Origin of the sequence: Butyrivibrio sp. VCB2001 (genome assembly GCF_000423965.1) — a bacterium.
GTDB lineage: Bacteria > Bacillota > Clostridia > Lachnospirales > Lachnospiraceae > Butyrivibrio.
In genome coordinates this window covers 1-13,822 of sequence record NZ_AUIZ01000002.1, presented here as the reverse complement: position 1 = coordinate 13,822, position 13,822 = coordinate 1, and the positions used below count along the sequence as shown (strand labels likewise).

12 protein-coding genes are annotated in these 13,822 nt (G+C 42.7%); all 12 read left to right on the top strand.

The window, feature by feature from the left end; genetic code table 11:
• Positions 1 to 15: 15 nt before the first annotated feature.
• The 12 genes from G589_RS0102850 (at position 16) to G589_RS0102795 (ending at position 13,460) form a co-directional block, all read left to right on the top strand.
• Positions 16 to 1,206 carry a ribonuclease H-like domain-containing protein gene (locus G589_RS0102850; RefSeq protein ID WP_026521037.1) on the top strand — a complete coding sequence of 397 codons (1,191 nt, stop codon included), beginning with the start codon at positions 16 to 18 and terminating at the stop codon, positions 1,204 to 1,206.
• Between the two features lie 125 nt (positions 1,207 to 1,331).
• Positions 1,332 to 2,648, top strand: coding sequence for an electron transport complex subunit RsxC (gene rsxC, locus G589_RS0102845; protein ID WP_026521036.1), 1,317 nt, complete (start codon positions 1,332 to 1,334; stop codon positions 2,646 to 2,648).
• Positions 2,649 to 2,661: 13 nt separating this feature from the next.
• Positions 2,662 to 3,612 (top strand): RnfABCDGE type electron transport complex subunit D, encoded by a 951-nt coding sequence (locus G589_RS0102840; protein WP_026521035.1) that lies wholly within the window; start codon positions 2,662 to 2,664, stop codon positions 3,610 to 3,612.
• Positions 3,609 to 4,217, top strand: coding sequence for an RnfABCDGE type electron transport complex subunit G (locus G589_RS0102835; protein WP_026521034.1), 609 nt, complete (start codon positions 3,609 to 3,611; stop codon positions 4,215 to 4,217). Before G589_RS0102840 ends, G589_RS0102835 begins: the two co-directional genes overlap by 4 nt.
• Before the next feature lie 5 nt (positions 4,218 to 4,222).
• Entirely contained in the window at positions 4,223 to 5,002 is a 780-nt protein-coding gene (gene rsxE / locus G589_RS0102830) for an electron transport complex subunit RsxE (protein WP_026521033.1), read from the top strand.
• Positions 5,002 to 5,589 carry an electron transport complex subunit RsxA gene (gene rsxA / locus G589_RS0102825; protein WP_022768351.1) on the top strand — a complete coding sequence of 196 codons (588 nt, stop codon included), beginning with the start codon at positions 5,002 to 5,004 and terminating at the stop codon, positions 5,587 to 5,589. The genes rsxE and rsxA overlap by 1 nt, the downstream gene beginning before the upstream one ends.
• A gap of 17 nt (positions 5,590 to 5,606) precedes the next feature.
• Positions 5,607 to 6,401 (top strand): RnfABCDGE type electron transport complex subunit B, encoded by a 795-nt coding sequence (locus G589_RS0102820; protein WP_022768352.1) that lies wholly within the window; start codon positions 5,607 to 5,609, stop codon positions 6,399 to 6,401.
• A gap of 119 nt (positions 6,402 to 6,520) precedes the next feature.
• The gene (locus G589_RS18650) at positions 6,521 to 6,739 is read left to right on the top strand and encodes a hypothetical protein (protein ID WP_051192137.1); all 219 of its coding nucleotides are present in this window, start codon (positions 6,521 to 6,523) and stop codon (positions 6,737 to 6,739) included.
• A gap of 69 nt (positions 6,740 to 6,808) precedes the next feature.
• Positions 6,809 to 7,486, top strand: coding sequence for a DUF4230 domain-containing protein (locus G589_RS0102810; protein WP_026521032.1), 678 nt, complete (start codon positions 6,809 to 6,811; stop codon positions 7,484 to 7,486).
• A complete protein-coding gene (locus G589_RS0102805; protein WP_026521031.1) occupies positions 7,476 to 8,201 on the top strand; it encodes a hypothetical protein in 726 nt (241 codons plus the stop codon). The genes G589_RS0102810 and G589_RS0102805 overlap by 11 nt, the downstream gene beginning before the upstream one ends.
• 171 nt (positions 8,202 to 8,372) lie before the next feature.
• A complete protein-coding gene (locus G589_RS0102800; RefSeq protein ID WP_026521030.1) occupies positions 8,373 to 10,736 on the top strand; it encodes a hypothetical protein in 2,364 nt (787 codons plus the stop codon).
• A 255-nt stretch (positions 10,737 to 10,991) separates the two neighbouring features.
• Complete coding sequence (locus tag G589_RS0102795) at positions 10,992 to 13,460, top strand: collagen-binding domain-containing protein (RefSeq protein WP_026521029.1); 2,469 nt, start codon at positions 10,992 to 10,994, stop codon at positions 13,458 to 13,460.
• Positions 13,461 to 13,822: the final 362 nt, after the last annotated feature.

Below are 13,822 nucleotides of genomic sequence, written 5' to 3'. Positions count from 1 at the left end.
AAAGCGGGAGAGTATATGAAGAAAACCAGTGAAATAATTGAGGGAATAAGTAGTGATGCTCTTGAGATGCTGCCTGAAATTGTAGGATGCAGCAAAGAGGGCATTCTTTTTATTGACATTGAGACGACAGGTCTTTCACCAAGAAATTCGGATCTTTACATGATAGGTACCGGTTTTTGGGAAAACGGAAAGTGGGTAATAAGGCAGTTCTTTGGCGAGAATGCACAGGAGGAAGAAAAGGTCTTATCAGAGTTTTCGGACTTCTCAAGGTCTTTTACCAAAGTAGTGCACTTCAACGGAGACAGATTTGATATTCCGTTCCTGCAGAGCAAGTACGAGGAACATAAGCTGACGGATCCCTTTGGGCGGCTTGAATCCTTTGATCTGTACAAATGGGTAAAGCCCTATAAAAAGCAGCTTGGACTTCCCGATTGCAAGCAAAAGACAATTGAGAGGTTCCTTAAGATTGAAAGAGAGGATGAGTTCGACGGAGGAAAACTCATCGCAGTATACAAGGACTATGAGGAGAGTAAGAACTCTGAGCTTCTGCAGCTCCTTCTTCTCCATAATTTTGAAGACGTAAAGGGAATGATGAGGATGGCGCCCATCCTTCTATATGGCAGGTTCTTCAAGATGTTTGATAATCTTCCCAAGGTATCGGTAAGGACCGACGAGGAGATAAATGAGCAGGACTACATAACTGAAGAGCTTCCTGTTAAGGCTGTTAAGGTCCAGGCCAATAAGTACAAAGATCTGGACAGAACGGAGAAGATGGAAGTATTTATGAAGCTTGTGCTTCCGATTGAACTTCCGACATCCATTTCCGGAAATGTGGAAGGCTGCTTTTTTAAGACATCGGGGAGAGAAGCGACTTTAAGAGTCCCTCTTTATGAGATGGAGCTTAAGTACTTCTATTCGAATTACAAGGATTACTATTATCTGCCACAGGAGGACATGGCAATCCATAAGAGTCTGGCAACCTTTGTTGATAAGGATTTCAGGGAAAAGGCAAAGCCTGAAAACTGCTACACCAAAAAACAGGGACAGTATCTTATGGAGTGGGATCTTGTCTTTGCCCCGTTCTTTAAGAGGGACTATGAGGATAAGAGTTTTTTCTTTGATCTGAATGAAAATATGAAGAAGAGCAGATTCGCGATGAGTCTTTACGCATGCCATGTAATTGCTTATATATTGGGCATTTATTGACAAAAGAATAACTAAAAAAGTTGAGATTAATCATAATTTTTTAGACAAAAGCGAGTATAATAAATAAGTGTATATCATCTCAAATTCTTTGAGATAAGATTTCTAAAATCGGAGGAAGGTAGGAAATGGCAAGAGGTACTTTTACGGGGGGAATCCACCCTTATGAAGGTAAAGAGCTTTCTAAGGACAAACCCATCAAATCAGTAATGCCAAAAGGGGATCTGGTATATCCTGTATCCCAGCACATTGGCGCACCTGCTAAGCCCGTTGTTGCTGTTGGCGACCATGTCCTTACAGGTCAGATGATTGCCGAGGCCGGTGGTTTTGTTTCTGCACCGATCTTTGCAACCGTATCCGGAACTGTTAAGGCAATCGAACCAAGAAGACTGGCAACCGGTGCTATGTGCAACAGTATCATCGTCGAGAACGATGGTAAATACGAAGAAGTGGAGTTTAAACCGGCAAAACCCTACGAGGAGATGACTCCCCAGGACAAGATCGATGCTGTTAGAGCAGCAGGCGTTGTCGGAATGGGAGGAGCCGGATTCCCAACTGCTGTCAAATTTGCTCCAAAAGAGCCGGACAAGATCGACTATGTCATCGCTAACTGTTCAGAGTGTGAGCCTTATCTTACATCTGACTACAGAAGGATGATCGAGGAGCCCGAGCTTCTTTTAGAGGGTCTTAAGATTGCTGTAAGTATCTTCCCTAATGCAAGAGGTATTCTTGCAATTGAGGATAACAAACCCGATGCAATCGCCAAATTCAAAGAATTAACTAAAGATGAGGATAAGATAAGCGTTAAGGCTGTCAGGACCAAGTATCCTGAAGGTGCTGAACGTATGCTTATTTATGCCTGCACAGGAAGAGAGATCAATTCTTCGATGCTTCCCGCCGATGCCGGATGTATCGTTGATAACGTTGATACTCTCTGCGCAGTATGCAGAGCGGTTAAAGAGGGCAGACCTCTCATGGAGAGGATTGTAACCATCACAGGTGATGCTGTTGCAGAGCCCCAGAACTATAAAGTAAGGATTGGAACAAACTATCGCGAACTCTTAGAGGACGCAGGCGGCTTTAAGACTGAGCCTGCCAAGATCATCTCCGGTGGTCCCATGATGGGATTTGCCATCTTTGATCTTGATGTTCCTACCACCAAGACAGCTTCAGCTCTGACCTGCCTTACCAAGGATGAGGTCGCAGCAATGGAGCCTTCAGCATGTATCAACTGCGCACGCTGCGTAGAAGTATGTCCTGAGCGTCTTGTTCCCAAGAATCTTGCGGATGCGGTAGAACATAACAATGAGAAGGCATTCCTTGATATGTACGGAATGGAATGCTGCGAGTGCGGATGCTGCTCATATATCTGTCCTGCTAGACGTCAGCTCACTCAGCTGATCAAGGGTATGAGAAAGATCCAGCTCGGCAAGAGAAAGAAGTAAGGGGGACATTTGAATGAGCGATTTAAGAAGAGTGTCATCCAATCCGCATGTTAGAAGTAAGACAACCACATCCAATATCATGATGTGGGTAGTTATAGCACTTCTTCCTACTACCGGCTTTGGTATTTATAACTTCGGACTGAATGCACTTATTATCATTTTGTTATCGGTTGGATCCGCTGTACTTGCGGAATTCCTATATGAGAAAGCGCTGAAAAAGCCCATCACTGTCGGAGACTTTTCAGCTGTTGTAACAGGTCTTTTGCTGGGCCTTAATCTTCCATCCACTGTGCCGTGGTGGATCCCAATCCTCGGAAGTGCTTTTGCCATCATTATGGTTAAGCAGATCTTCGGCGGACTCGGACAGAACTTCATGAACCCGGCTCTTGGCGGAAGGTGCTTCCTTGTTATATCCTTCCCGGCTATAATGACCAATTTCATCACAGATACATACACAGGAGCAACACCTCTTCAGAATCTTAAGAACGGTGTTGAGCCCGTTGTTATGGATATGATCATCGGTAAGACAGCAGGAACCATCGGCGAGACATCAATGCTCTGCATCGTGATCGGTGCCATGATCCTTTTTGCAGTCGGTGTCATTGATTATGTGATTCCATTTACCTATATCATTACATTTTCACTGTTCGTAGTTCTTTTTGGCGGATATGGCTTTAACTTCTCATATCTGGCTGCACACCTTGCAGGTGGCGGTCTTATGCTCGGTGCATTCTTCATGGCAACCGACTATGTAACATGTCCTATCACTCCTAAGGGAAAGGTTATCTACGGTGTGATCTTAGGACTTCTTACAGGTATATTCCGTATACTCGGAGCTAACGCAGAGGGCGTTTCTTTTGCAATCGTTATCTCTAACCTCTTAGTTCCGCTTATCGAGAAGTACACAATTCCGAGAGCCTTCGGTATTAAGAAAACAGCAAAGAAGGAGGCGAAAAAAGCATGAATGATACAAAATCAATGATCAAAAATGCGCTTATCCTTTTTGCTATCACATTAGTTGCCGGCGTTCTTCTTGGCCTTGTATATCAGGTTACAAAAGACCCTATCGCTTACCAGGAGAAGCTTGCGCAGGATAAGGCTAATCAGTCGGTATTTGCTTCTGCTCAGACCTTCGAGGATGTAGCTCTTGATGAAGCTGCAGCAGCGCGGGTTGCTACAGACTTTGCGGGAGTAACAATTGAGAGTGTAAAAGAGGCTAAGGATGCTTCCGGAAACGGTCTTGGATATGTTATCCAGGTTAAGTCAAAGGGCTATGGTGATTTCATCACCTATACAGTTGGTATTACAAATGAGTCCTCTATAAACGGTATCTCTATTATCAAGATCGCTGAGACACCCGGACTTGGAATGAATGCTGAGAAAGTTCTTGTTCCGCAGTTTGTAGACAAGGCAGCAAGTGCTCTTACAGTTGCCAAGAATGGTCAGGTAACTGATGCAAATTCGCAGATTGAGGCTATCTCAGGTGCCACAATTACATCAAGAGCTGTTACAAACGGTGTAAATGCGGCAGTTTCATATTTTGAAAATGTATTGAAAGGAGGACAGTGATAAGCATGGAAGCAAAAAAAGGCGCTTTAGGCTTTAAACAGAACACTCCTGCCGAGAGATTTTTTAACGGACTTGTTGTCGAGAACCCTACACTGGTCCTTATGATTGGTATGTGTCCCACACTGGCTGTTACATCATCAGCCATAAACGGTATTGGTATGGGACTTGCAACTACTTTTGTACTTGCACTCAGTAACGCGGTTATTTCAGCACTGAGGAAGACAATTCCTTCAACAGTAAGAATTCCTTCCTTCATCGTTGTTATAGCTTCCTTCGTAACACTGGTTGAGCTTCTTATGAAAGCTTATGTTCCTGCTCTTAACGCAGCGCTTGGAGTTTATATCCCTCTTATCGTTGTTAACTGTATCATCTTTGGTAGAGCGGAAGCATACGCCAGCAAGAACGGTATTATTCCTGCATTCTTTGATGGAATCGGTATGGGTATCGGATTTACCTGTGCCATCACCTGTATCGGTCTTGTGAGAGAGTTCATCGGTGCCGGAACAGCATTTGATGTTCAGATCCTTGGCGAGGGAACAGTGGTTCCCGGAGCAGTAGGAGCTTTCCTTTCACAGTATCAGCCTGTAAGTATCTTTATCCAGCAGGCCGGAGCATTCTTTGTTCTTGCATTCCTCATTGCTATTATGAACAAGATCAAGATGAATATGGCTGCTAAGGGAAAAGACACATCGAAGTTTGGCCAGGGGTGCTGCTCATCAGCTGAAGAAGCTGCAGCAGACAAGATAATGGCCGAAAAGTCAGCTGGAAAGGAGGCTAAAGGATAATGGCAGAATCTATCTTAAGTCTTGTGGGGCTCATGATCACAGCTTCACTTGTTAATAACGTAGTACTTAGCCAGTTCCTCGGACTTTGTCCTTTCCTTGGTGTTTCCAAGAAAACAGACACAGCTCTTGGAATGGGAGCAGCGTGTATTTTCGTAATCACCATGGCTTCACTGGTTTGCAGCATTATCTATAAGTTCATACTTGCACCACTGGATATTTCATACCTTAAGACCATCGTATTCATCCTTGTTATTGCGATGCTCGTTCAGTTTGTTGAGATGATCCTCAAGAAATACGTAGTTTCTTTGTATCAGGCACTTGGTGTATACCTTCCTCTTATTACAACCAACTGCGCAGTTCTCGGTGTGGCACTCAATAACGTAACTGATGGATACACAATCCTTCAGAGTGTGGTTTGCGGTTTTGCAACTGCAGTAGGATTCACGATCGCAATCGTTATTCTTGCAGGCCTTCGTGAGAAGATGGAGTACAACGACATTCCTGCTCCTTTCAAGGGAATGCCCCTTGTTCTTCTTACATCAGGACTTATGGCAATAGCGTTTACAGGATTCAGTGCTCTTAAATAAAACAAGGAGATGAGACTATGGTAACAGGAATAATCATAGCAACTTTGGTAGTTGCCGGTGCCGGAATCATAATCGGATTGATCCTGGGCGTGGCAGACCTTAAGCTGCATGTTGATGTAGATGAAAAAGAAGCTGCAATACTTGAAGCACTTCCGGGTAATAACTGTGGTGGCTGTGGATTTCCGGGATGTTCCGGATGTGCAGCAGCAATAGCCAAGGGAGAAGCAGCAGTTAATCAGTGTCCGGTTGGTGGCGCTCCGGTTGCTGAGATAATTTCAGGAATTATGGGCGTTGAGGCCGGAGATTCCACTAAGATGGTTGCGTATGTTCACTGTCAGGGTGACTGTGAAAAGGCAAAGAGCCAGTACGAGTACAACGGAGAAGCTGATTGCAGACTTCAGACCCAGCTTCCAGGTGGCGGATCCAAGACTTGTACCTATGGATGCCTTGGTGGCGGAAGCTGCGTATCTGTATGTCAGTTTGATGCCATCCATGTAGTAAACGGTGTAGCAGTTGTTGATAAGGATGAATGTAAGGCTTGTGGCAAGTGTATTGATATTTGCCCTCGTCACCTTATTGATCTTATTCCGTATGATGCTACCTGCGCTGTATCCTGCAAATCTCAGGACATGGGCAAGCTGGTTAACCAGTATTGTGGTATCGGATGTATCGCATGTCACATCTGTGAAAAGAACTGTCCTGCAGGAGCTATCACTGTTGAGAACAATGTAGCTCATATAGATCAGGAGAAGTGTACACATTGCGGAACATGTGTGGAAAAATGTCCAAAGAAGGCTATAAAAGCTCTATAATTTTTGCTTTTTTATAATTTTTTTGAAAATTCTTCAAAAATTCTTAATATTATGATGGTTCTTATGATGGGAAGATTCATACAATAAGAGATGATAGTATAACTATGCGAGGGGGGTTTATGAATCCGAAATCACAAAATAATGGCTACAGTAATGGAACCTTTGTAGTTAAAATAGAGCACTGTTGTAACGAGACCTGGCAGGGAGAGGTTGTATGGGCTGAGGAGAACAGAAAAGAGAAATTCAGAAGTACACTCGAACTGATAAGGCTCATGGACGAAGCAATGCAGATTTCTAAAGGGCAACAGGAAGAATTTCAGCATTTTAATATTGGATGAGATATAATAATAATATCCCCGCAGAGCTTGGCTCTACGGGGATATATTTAAATATACGGGAGCATGATCATGAAAAATATAAAGAATCCAAAAGATATGTTTTATATTTCAGTTATTGCACTTGCATTTATCGCAGCCATCATCCTCTGCATTAAGTTTAGAAGCGATATGGCGGGCAAACAGTCAGTCGACTATAAGACTCCGGCTCTTGCTCCCAAAGAGGAGAAGGTCATTGTTACCGTAAACGTAGAGACCATTGAAGATGGTCTTGAGAACATGGGTGTTCTGGTTACACAGGAGTATTATTTTACTCAGGTTGAAACCTACACCAAGGAAAAGAAAATTCTTAATTTCATCAATTCTGAATCCGGATTTACCTATAGCTATGACGGCAAGGTTACAGCGGGAATCGATTTTGGAAAGGTCACCGTCTCCAAGGACGAAGAGACTAAGACACTCACTGTCGAGATTCCCTATTCAGAGCTTGAGTCAACCGATATTGATATGGACAGCTTCAGGATATACTCGGAAAAAGAGTCTTTATGGAATCCACTTAATTTAGAAGATTACAATATGTCTATGGCAGAGTTTGAAGAGACTGCAGAGAGAAAAGCCTTAGATAGCGGAATACTTGAGAGATCCAATGAACAGGCAAAAGAGCTGATAAGGAATTTCATCGTAAATATGCCCGGGACTGAAAACTATACTATAGAGTTTGAGCAAAGGAGTAACCCCTATGAGTCTTAAAAAAATAGCGCTTGTGGCAGTAGTTCTTTTGGCAGCCGTAATTTCTTTTACCATAATAGCACCCTGGGCAGCTGATCCTGTAAATCATGTCTCTTCTATAGAAAAGACAGAGAATAAGATCAGCGCGGTAATGACTCTTTCAGGCGGAGCAGCAGGCGCATCAGCTACGCTTTCGGTACTGCCCGGAGATTTATGTACGCCTCTTGCAACTGAGCTGGCAGAGCTTGCCAAGTATTTTCTTATAATACTAAGTGCACTGTATCTGGAGAAGTTTCTTATTACCATCTCCGGTTATATCACGTTCTCGGTGCTGATACCTCTGGCACTTATCATTGTTGCGGCGGTGATCATAAGTGGCAATAAGAGATTCTTATCCCTGGCAGGTAAGCTTGCCATTATCGGGGTTATAATTTACCTCATTGTTCCGGCCAGCACGATGCTCTCTGACAAGATTTATCAGACCCAGGAGGATACTGTGGCTCAGACTATCGAGGAGTATAACAACCTGGATATTTCGGGGGATTCAGACAGTGGAATCATCGGAGAGATAACAACCATTACGACTAACACCATCGACAAGGTGACAAACTTTATCAGTGATCTGACGGAGTCTTTGGCGGTTATGATCGTCACAGCCTGCATTGTTCCTGTGCTTGTGTTTGTTTTACTTGTCTGGATAATGAAAGTTATGTTTTATGCGGGAGGAAATGTATAAATATAAACTGAATATAAACAACTCATAAACAAAGACTTAAACAACAAAATTCAGGCAGTTTATGATAAGTGCTATGATTACCACCTTGATATTATATGCATACAGAGTTCACAGAATGAACACAATTTAGAGGTAGCGGTGTTTGGTTTGAATGAAAAGTGAGGGATGCATATGAAGAACACAAGGATGGTAAAATTATTAGCACTTGGTGTAAGCGCAACATTATTACTTCAGCCAATAGCAGTTTTTGCTGAAGATAATTACAATGAACCGGTTGTTGCAGCAGTTGAAAATGCAGAAGAGAAGGTTGAAGCCGCATTACCTTCTGAAGAACCTGTAGCAGATGAGCCTGTTATTATAGCTCAGGAGCCTACAGATACACATCTTGAGAATACAGAAAAAGCACTTGAAAAGATTGACGATACAATAACTGCTTATAATGAAACATTAAACGACCCTGCTATTGCAGAAGCAGATGCAAATTATAAGGCTGCAGTTGAGACAGCTAAGGAAAGCGAAGGAGCTTTCGAGCAGGCAGCAGCAGATGCAGCAGCAGATTCATTACCGGCAATAATTGAAACCGGAATGGATGCATACGAAGCACATCAGGATGCAAACCAGGTTGTGCAGATGTCAGAAGAGCCTTACGAGACTCAGGCAGAGGCTGAGCAGGCTAAGGCGCAGGCAACCGGTATTGCAGCACAGGCTCAGGCAGCAGCAGATGATGCAGCAGCAGTTGTAGAAGAGCTTAAAGGAAAAGTAGAAGCAGCAGAAGATGCTAAGGATCAGGCTGATGCAGACTTCCAGGCAGCAGCAGAAGCTTATGCAGATGCAGTACAGGCCAGACAGGAAGCTGAGGAAGAGTACGACAGGATCGTAAGAAAGTATGGACTTGATAGCTGGTTTTATAATCCGGATATGCCATTTGAACTCTGGGGCAGTTATGGAAAGAGCGATGTAAGAACAGCTATAGTAGAAGCTAAGGCAGCTCTTGAAAGTGCAAAAGATGCAGAAGAAGATGCTAAGGACGACTACGACGGCAAGAAAAAAGAATATGATGATGCAAAGGACATTTATGATCAGGCAGTAACAGATAAAGAAGAAGCAGAGAAAAAACTCGATGATGCTATTGCAGATCTCGATAGGGCAGGACTTATTGAGGCAGTAAATGCCGTAAGAGCTGTAGAAATTACTACATTTAACGATAATAATGGCCATCACGATGACTATCACCAGAATTTGATCAATGCAGCTGATGATCAGCTTGCACAGTCACTCATAGGATATAAGCTTTTTGATGAAGGTATTAAGAATTATGCTCTTGAGGCAGTAGAGGGTGGATACAAGGTAACTTACGAACTAAACGGTGAGACAGTAACTAAGTTCTTTGGCTACTCAATTGATCCGGAAACATATACAGTTGGACACGGCTGGAATGAACATGATTCAGTACACTGGCTTGCTATAAATGAGTTGAAGGAAGAGTCTTATACAGCTTACAAAGATGTGTTCCATGATGCAAATACCGGAGAAGAGGTAGACGGTACCGGATATAAAAAATGGTATGGAAATACCTATTACAAGATAGTTCGCCAAGGCAACCAATGGGTTTATGTATATGCAACAAAGACTAGAGTGGAATATGAAGCAACAAGACTGGTAACAAAGACAGCTGATTATTACAAAGAGCGTACATATTATCTTGATACAAAGGGCTTTATTTCAAAAGATGCTGCACAGACTGTTGTAAACGGACTCAATGAGGCAATCGATAAGCCCGGAAAACTTGAAGATGATCTGGCGCAGAAATTCCAGGATGCAGAAGCTGCTGAGAGCGCATATACAAATGCAGCAAATAAGCTTGATGCTGTTAAGGAAGCTCATAAAGCAGTTATAGTAGCAGCTAAGGCACTTAAGAATCTCGAGGCAATTGAGAAGGCATCTTACGTAGCGCTTACAGAAGTTAAAAAGAATTATTACAACGCAGTATTACAGCTCGAGGGAGCAGAATTCGCATACAGATGGGCAGCATTCAATGCAGGCATAGCACAGTATGAGGCAGACAGAGCTCTTGCAGCACTTGATGAGGGATTCGATTATCGTATTCCTACTCCTACACCGACACCCGGACCTTCAGGCGAGCCTACAGGCGATACAACACCTAGCGACACAACAGATTACATTCCTGTAGCACCTGTAGCAGTAACACCGGCTCCTGCAGCACCTGCACCTCAGCAGGCAGTTCTTGGAGCAACAAGAACAAGATCAGGCGCAGCTGAAGCAGCAGTAGAAGCTGGAGAAGGTGAAGAAGAGATCAAGGCAGCTCCTGCAGTAGAGAAGAAGCCGGAAGAGAAGAAAGAAGAGACAAAGCCTGCAGTAGTAATCAAAGATGAAGATACAGCAAGGGCAGCAGCTCCTATTTCTACAAAGACTCCATTCCCTTGGTGGGTACTTATTATCCTCGCAGCTATTACAGCAATCTCAATTGAAGAATACGTAAGAAGAAGAAATGCAAAAGCAAATGCTCAGGGATAATCAATAAGAAACAGATATTACCACTTCTAAACATATTTAATCAAACACCAAAATGGTAAGGGCGGATCGAAAGATCCGCTCTTATTATTTACGAATAAATATTAAAAAATAAATAAAAAATAAAGTAAAACTTAAAAGAATCATAAACAACAAAATATATGCTAAATATGATTATTTTTATGATAGTATATGTCCTAGGATGTATTTCGAAACGTGTTGTTTAGCAAATAATGTGTGTGGTATGGAGGCGTTAAAATGAAACTGTACAACAATGTTCCTCAGGCTATAAGGGAAGGAATCTTTTGCTTGATGACCGGAACTCTGGTCTTTGCAGCAAACGGAATTACTGCAGAAGCAAGTGATGGAATTCCTGAAGATGATTCATCAGAAAACAATGCAGCTGAAGCTGTTCAGAATTCTGTTGCGGATCAGGCTGCTGCAATTATAGAAAACACTGATGATAGTCTTGAGAACGTAAAGACTGAAGTGAAGGTTGTCGAGACTACAAAGAGCCCTGAGGAGCTGACAAAAGATACAGAGAACGTAACAGTCGTTGAAGAAGGAAACACAGTTACAACGACCGGTGAATACGTAGAGGACGTTTATACTAAAGAGACTACATCAACTACCGTTGTTACGACACCTGATGAGAAGCTCGCGGAAGAGATAAAGAGCCAGGTTGAAGAGCAGTCAAAGAGTAATACAGAAAACAGTGGTATTGAGTTTGACAGCATAACAAAGAAATACTACATCACTGATAATCAGGGAAATCGTGTATCAGAAATTGAGGATCCTGAGGCACTTGGCGGCGCTGATAAGTTCATTCTTGAGACAAAAGAAGGTTCTTCTGAGTCAAAGGTGATAGCTGTGATAGGAGATGAGGAAGTTCCTCTTATTGATGCGCCTGATGAGATAAAGAAAGCGCTTGAAAACAAGAATACAAGTTATGCTTTGGATAACAGGATCGAGTATTCTCTTGGCGGTACAACACTTACAAGCGAGCAGTCAGGTCTTTTAACAAAGAATTCTATTGCCAAAGACACAACATTTATCATAGCTCCATCTGTTTCATGCGGAGAAATGTACGATGTTACCTATGTTGAAGATGGCATCACAAAGACAGTAACTGATAAAGAGTTAAAAGAGCTTATCCTTGGCTCTATAGAAAACATCGAAGAGAAGGTAAAGAAATACGAGCCTCAGAAAGAGTATGTGACAGCAGAAGCAGCAGAATCAGAAATGGAAGAGGCAAGAAAGAACGGCTACGCTCTGGTTACTGTCGGATATGGAACCGAAACCCACAGTGAAGCTTATGCCAGCGATATAATCTATGAAACATGGGATGAAGCAAAGGCAGCAAAAGCAGCCCTTGAAGCAGACGGTTATAATATTGTAATAGTAACCCATCCTTTACCTGAAGAGAAGGAAACCGGCATCATCACTAACTTCAGCGGCTATAAGGTTACATCTGAAGCTGAATATAACAGGATCATTGCTCTTAATGATAAAGAGGTTGTGGACGGCGAGACAATCTATAAAGAGACCAAGTCTGACGGCACTACTGTTTACTATAAAGTAAATTCAGTCGAGGAGTCTTTTACCATTCTTGCGGTTAACGGCACAATGACTCAGCATCAGGAGTGCAGCTACATCGTAGGCGGAAGATACTATTACTACGACGAGCATAATAATATCAGGTCCAGTACTTCTTATGGAATTGATACATCAACCTATGTTAACGAGATGAACAAGATTCTCTCAACTAAAAAGACAGCTGACAATACATTGAACTGGTACACGGGCGTCGGTGAGAGATCAGAGAAGAATAAGATTGACATCACAAAAGGCGGAACCTACTACGTTGACGGAACAGTAGGTGATACTTTTATTCGCATTGCAACATCGGAGAAGGTAACAGTTATTCTTACCGGTGATAAGGTTACAATGCCTATCGTGACCACTAAGTCAAACTACCAGTCCAACCAGACCGGCAATCATCAGAATGATTTTGGTGGTATCAGCCCTGACATTACATTTGTGACAGGGGCAAAAGAGATCAACGTTCAGTGCGAGAATAACGTAGGAAATATCCTGGCTCCTAACTCTAAAGTTACTCTTAACAGCGGAAACTTCAGTGGAACAATTATCTGCAATGAGATTAATGGTGCAGCAGAAGGACACTGGAGTACATTTGGATCTAAGGGCTTCCTTGTAGATAGCAAGGTTGTCGGAGCAGCCGGCAGAAAATATTACACACTTGCCGGTAATAAGCAGGTTAAGAATTACGTTGTTTCCGGAATTAAGACTGATTCCGTACTTCTTGATAAGACGGAGTATACAAGAAGTCTTACTATGATTGACAGCCTTTATGAGGTTAAATTCAGTAAGTACACCAAGGAGAGCAGAAAAGGAACCTGGACAGAGACAAAGACCGTGGATATTCCTGATACTCCACCATCAGTAATCGTGGTTCCACCCACTCCTCCTACACCTCCAACACTTGAAGAAAATCCACCTGTTGATTCTCCTGTAGATAACACCGTAATTGTACGCGCGGAAGATCCTCAGGTACTTGGAGCAACAAGAGATCTGCCACAGGTTCTTGGAGCAAGAAGAGCAAGAACCGGCGATATGGCTCAGAATCCGCTTGTAGCTTCTATGATAATCTTAAGTGCTGCTACAGTAGCTCTTGGAGCACTTACATCTCTCAGAAAGAGAAGATAAGTAAATACAAATTCATGATTATTTTGGGTCTGGCCTGATGGCAATGTCATTAAGTTAAGGGTCGCGAATCAATCAAAGATATAATAAAGAGAGACTGATAGCATTATTTCAGTCTCTCTTTTGCTTTTTATGGTATGCCTAATAGGCAGACGCTAATCTGCCTAATCATAATTATGAATTCAAGCACAGTTATGCTACTCTATATAAGAAGCCACGGAAAACTCTTGGCGCGAAATTTCGCTCCCAGTTCCTATCTGGCCGAATTGGCAAGAGGTTCTTCGAAATAACGGCTTCCAAAACTTGTAGCGTTGTTTTTCTGCGGTAATATAGTCTGCACATATGGACTGCTACTGTAAAGTTTG

Coding starts and splice junctions, on each gene's coding strand:
- G589_RS0102850 (WP_026521037.1), top strand. CDS start 16: ATGAAGAAAACCAGTGAAATAATTGAGGGAATAAGTAGTGATGCTCTT.
- rsxC (WP_026521036.1), top strand. CDS start 1,332: ATGGCAAGAGGTACTTTTACGGGGGGAATCCACCCTTATGAAGGTAAA.
- G589_RS0102840 (WP_026521035.1), top strand. CDS start 2,662: ATGAGCGATTTAAGAAGAGTGTCATCCAATCCGCATGTTAGAAGTAAG.
- G589_RS0102835 (WP_026521034.1), top strand. CDS start 3,609: ATGAATGATACAAAATCAATGATCAAAAATGCGCTTATCCTTTTTGCT.
- rsxE (WP_026521033.1), top strand. CDS start 4,223: ATGGAAGCAAAAAAAGGCGCTTTAGGCTTTAAACAGAACACTCCTGCC.
- rsxA (WP_022768351.1), top strand. CDS start 5,002: ATGGCAGAATCTATCTTAAGTCTTGTGGGGCTCATGATCACAGCTTCA.
- G589_RS0102820 (WP_022768352.1), top strand. CDS start 5,607: ATGGTAACAGGAATAATCATAGCAACTTTGGTAGTTGCCGGTGCCGGA.
- G589_RS18650 (WP_051192137.1), top strand. CDS start 6,521: ATGAATCCGAAATCACAAAATAATGGCTACAGTAATGGAACCTTTGTA.
- G589_RS0102810 (WP_026521032.1), top strand. CDS start 6,809: ATGAAAAATATAAAGAATCCAAAAGATATGTTTTATATTTCAGTTATT.
- G589_RS0102805 (WP_026521031.1), top strand. CDS start 7,476: ATGAGTCTTAAAAAAATAGCGCTTGTGGCAGTAGTTCTTTTGGCAGCC.
- G589_RS0102800 (WP_026521030.1), top strand. CDS start 8,373: ATGAAGAACACAAGGATGGTAAAATTATTAGCACTTGGTGTAAGCGCA.
- G589_RS0102795 (WP_026521029.1), top strand. CDS start 10,992: ATGAAACTGTACAACAATGTTCCTCAGGCTATAAGGGAAGGAATCTTT.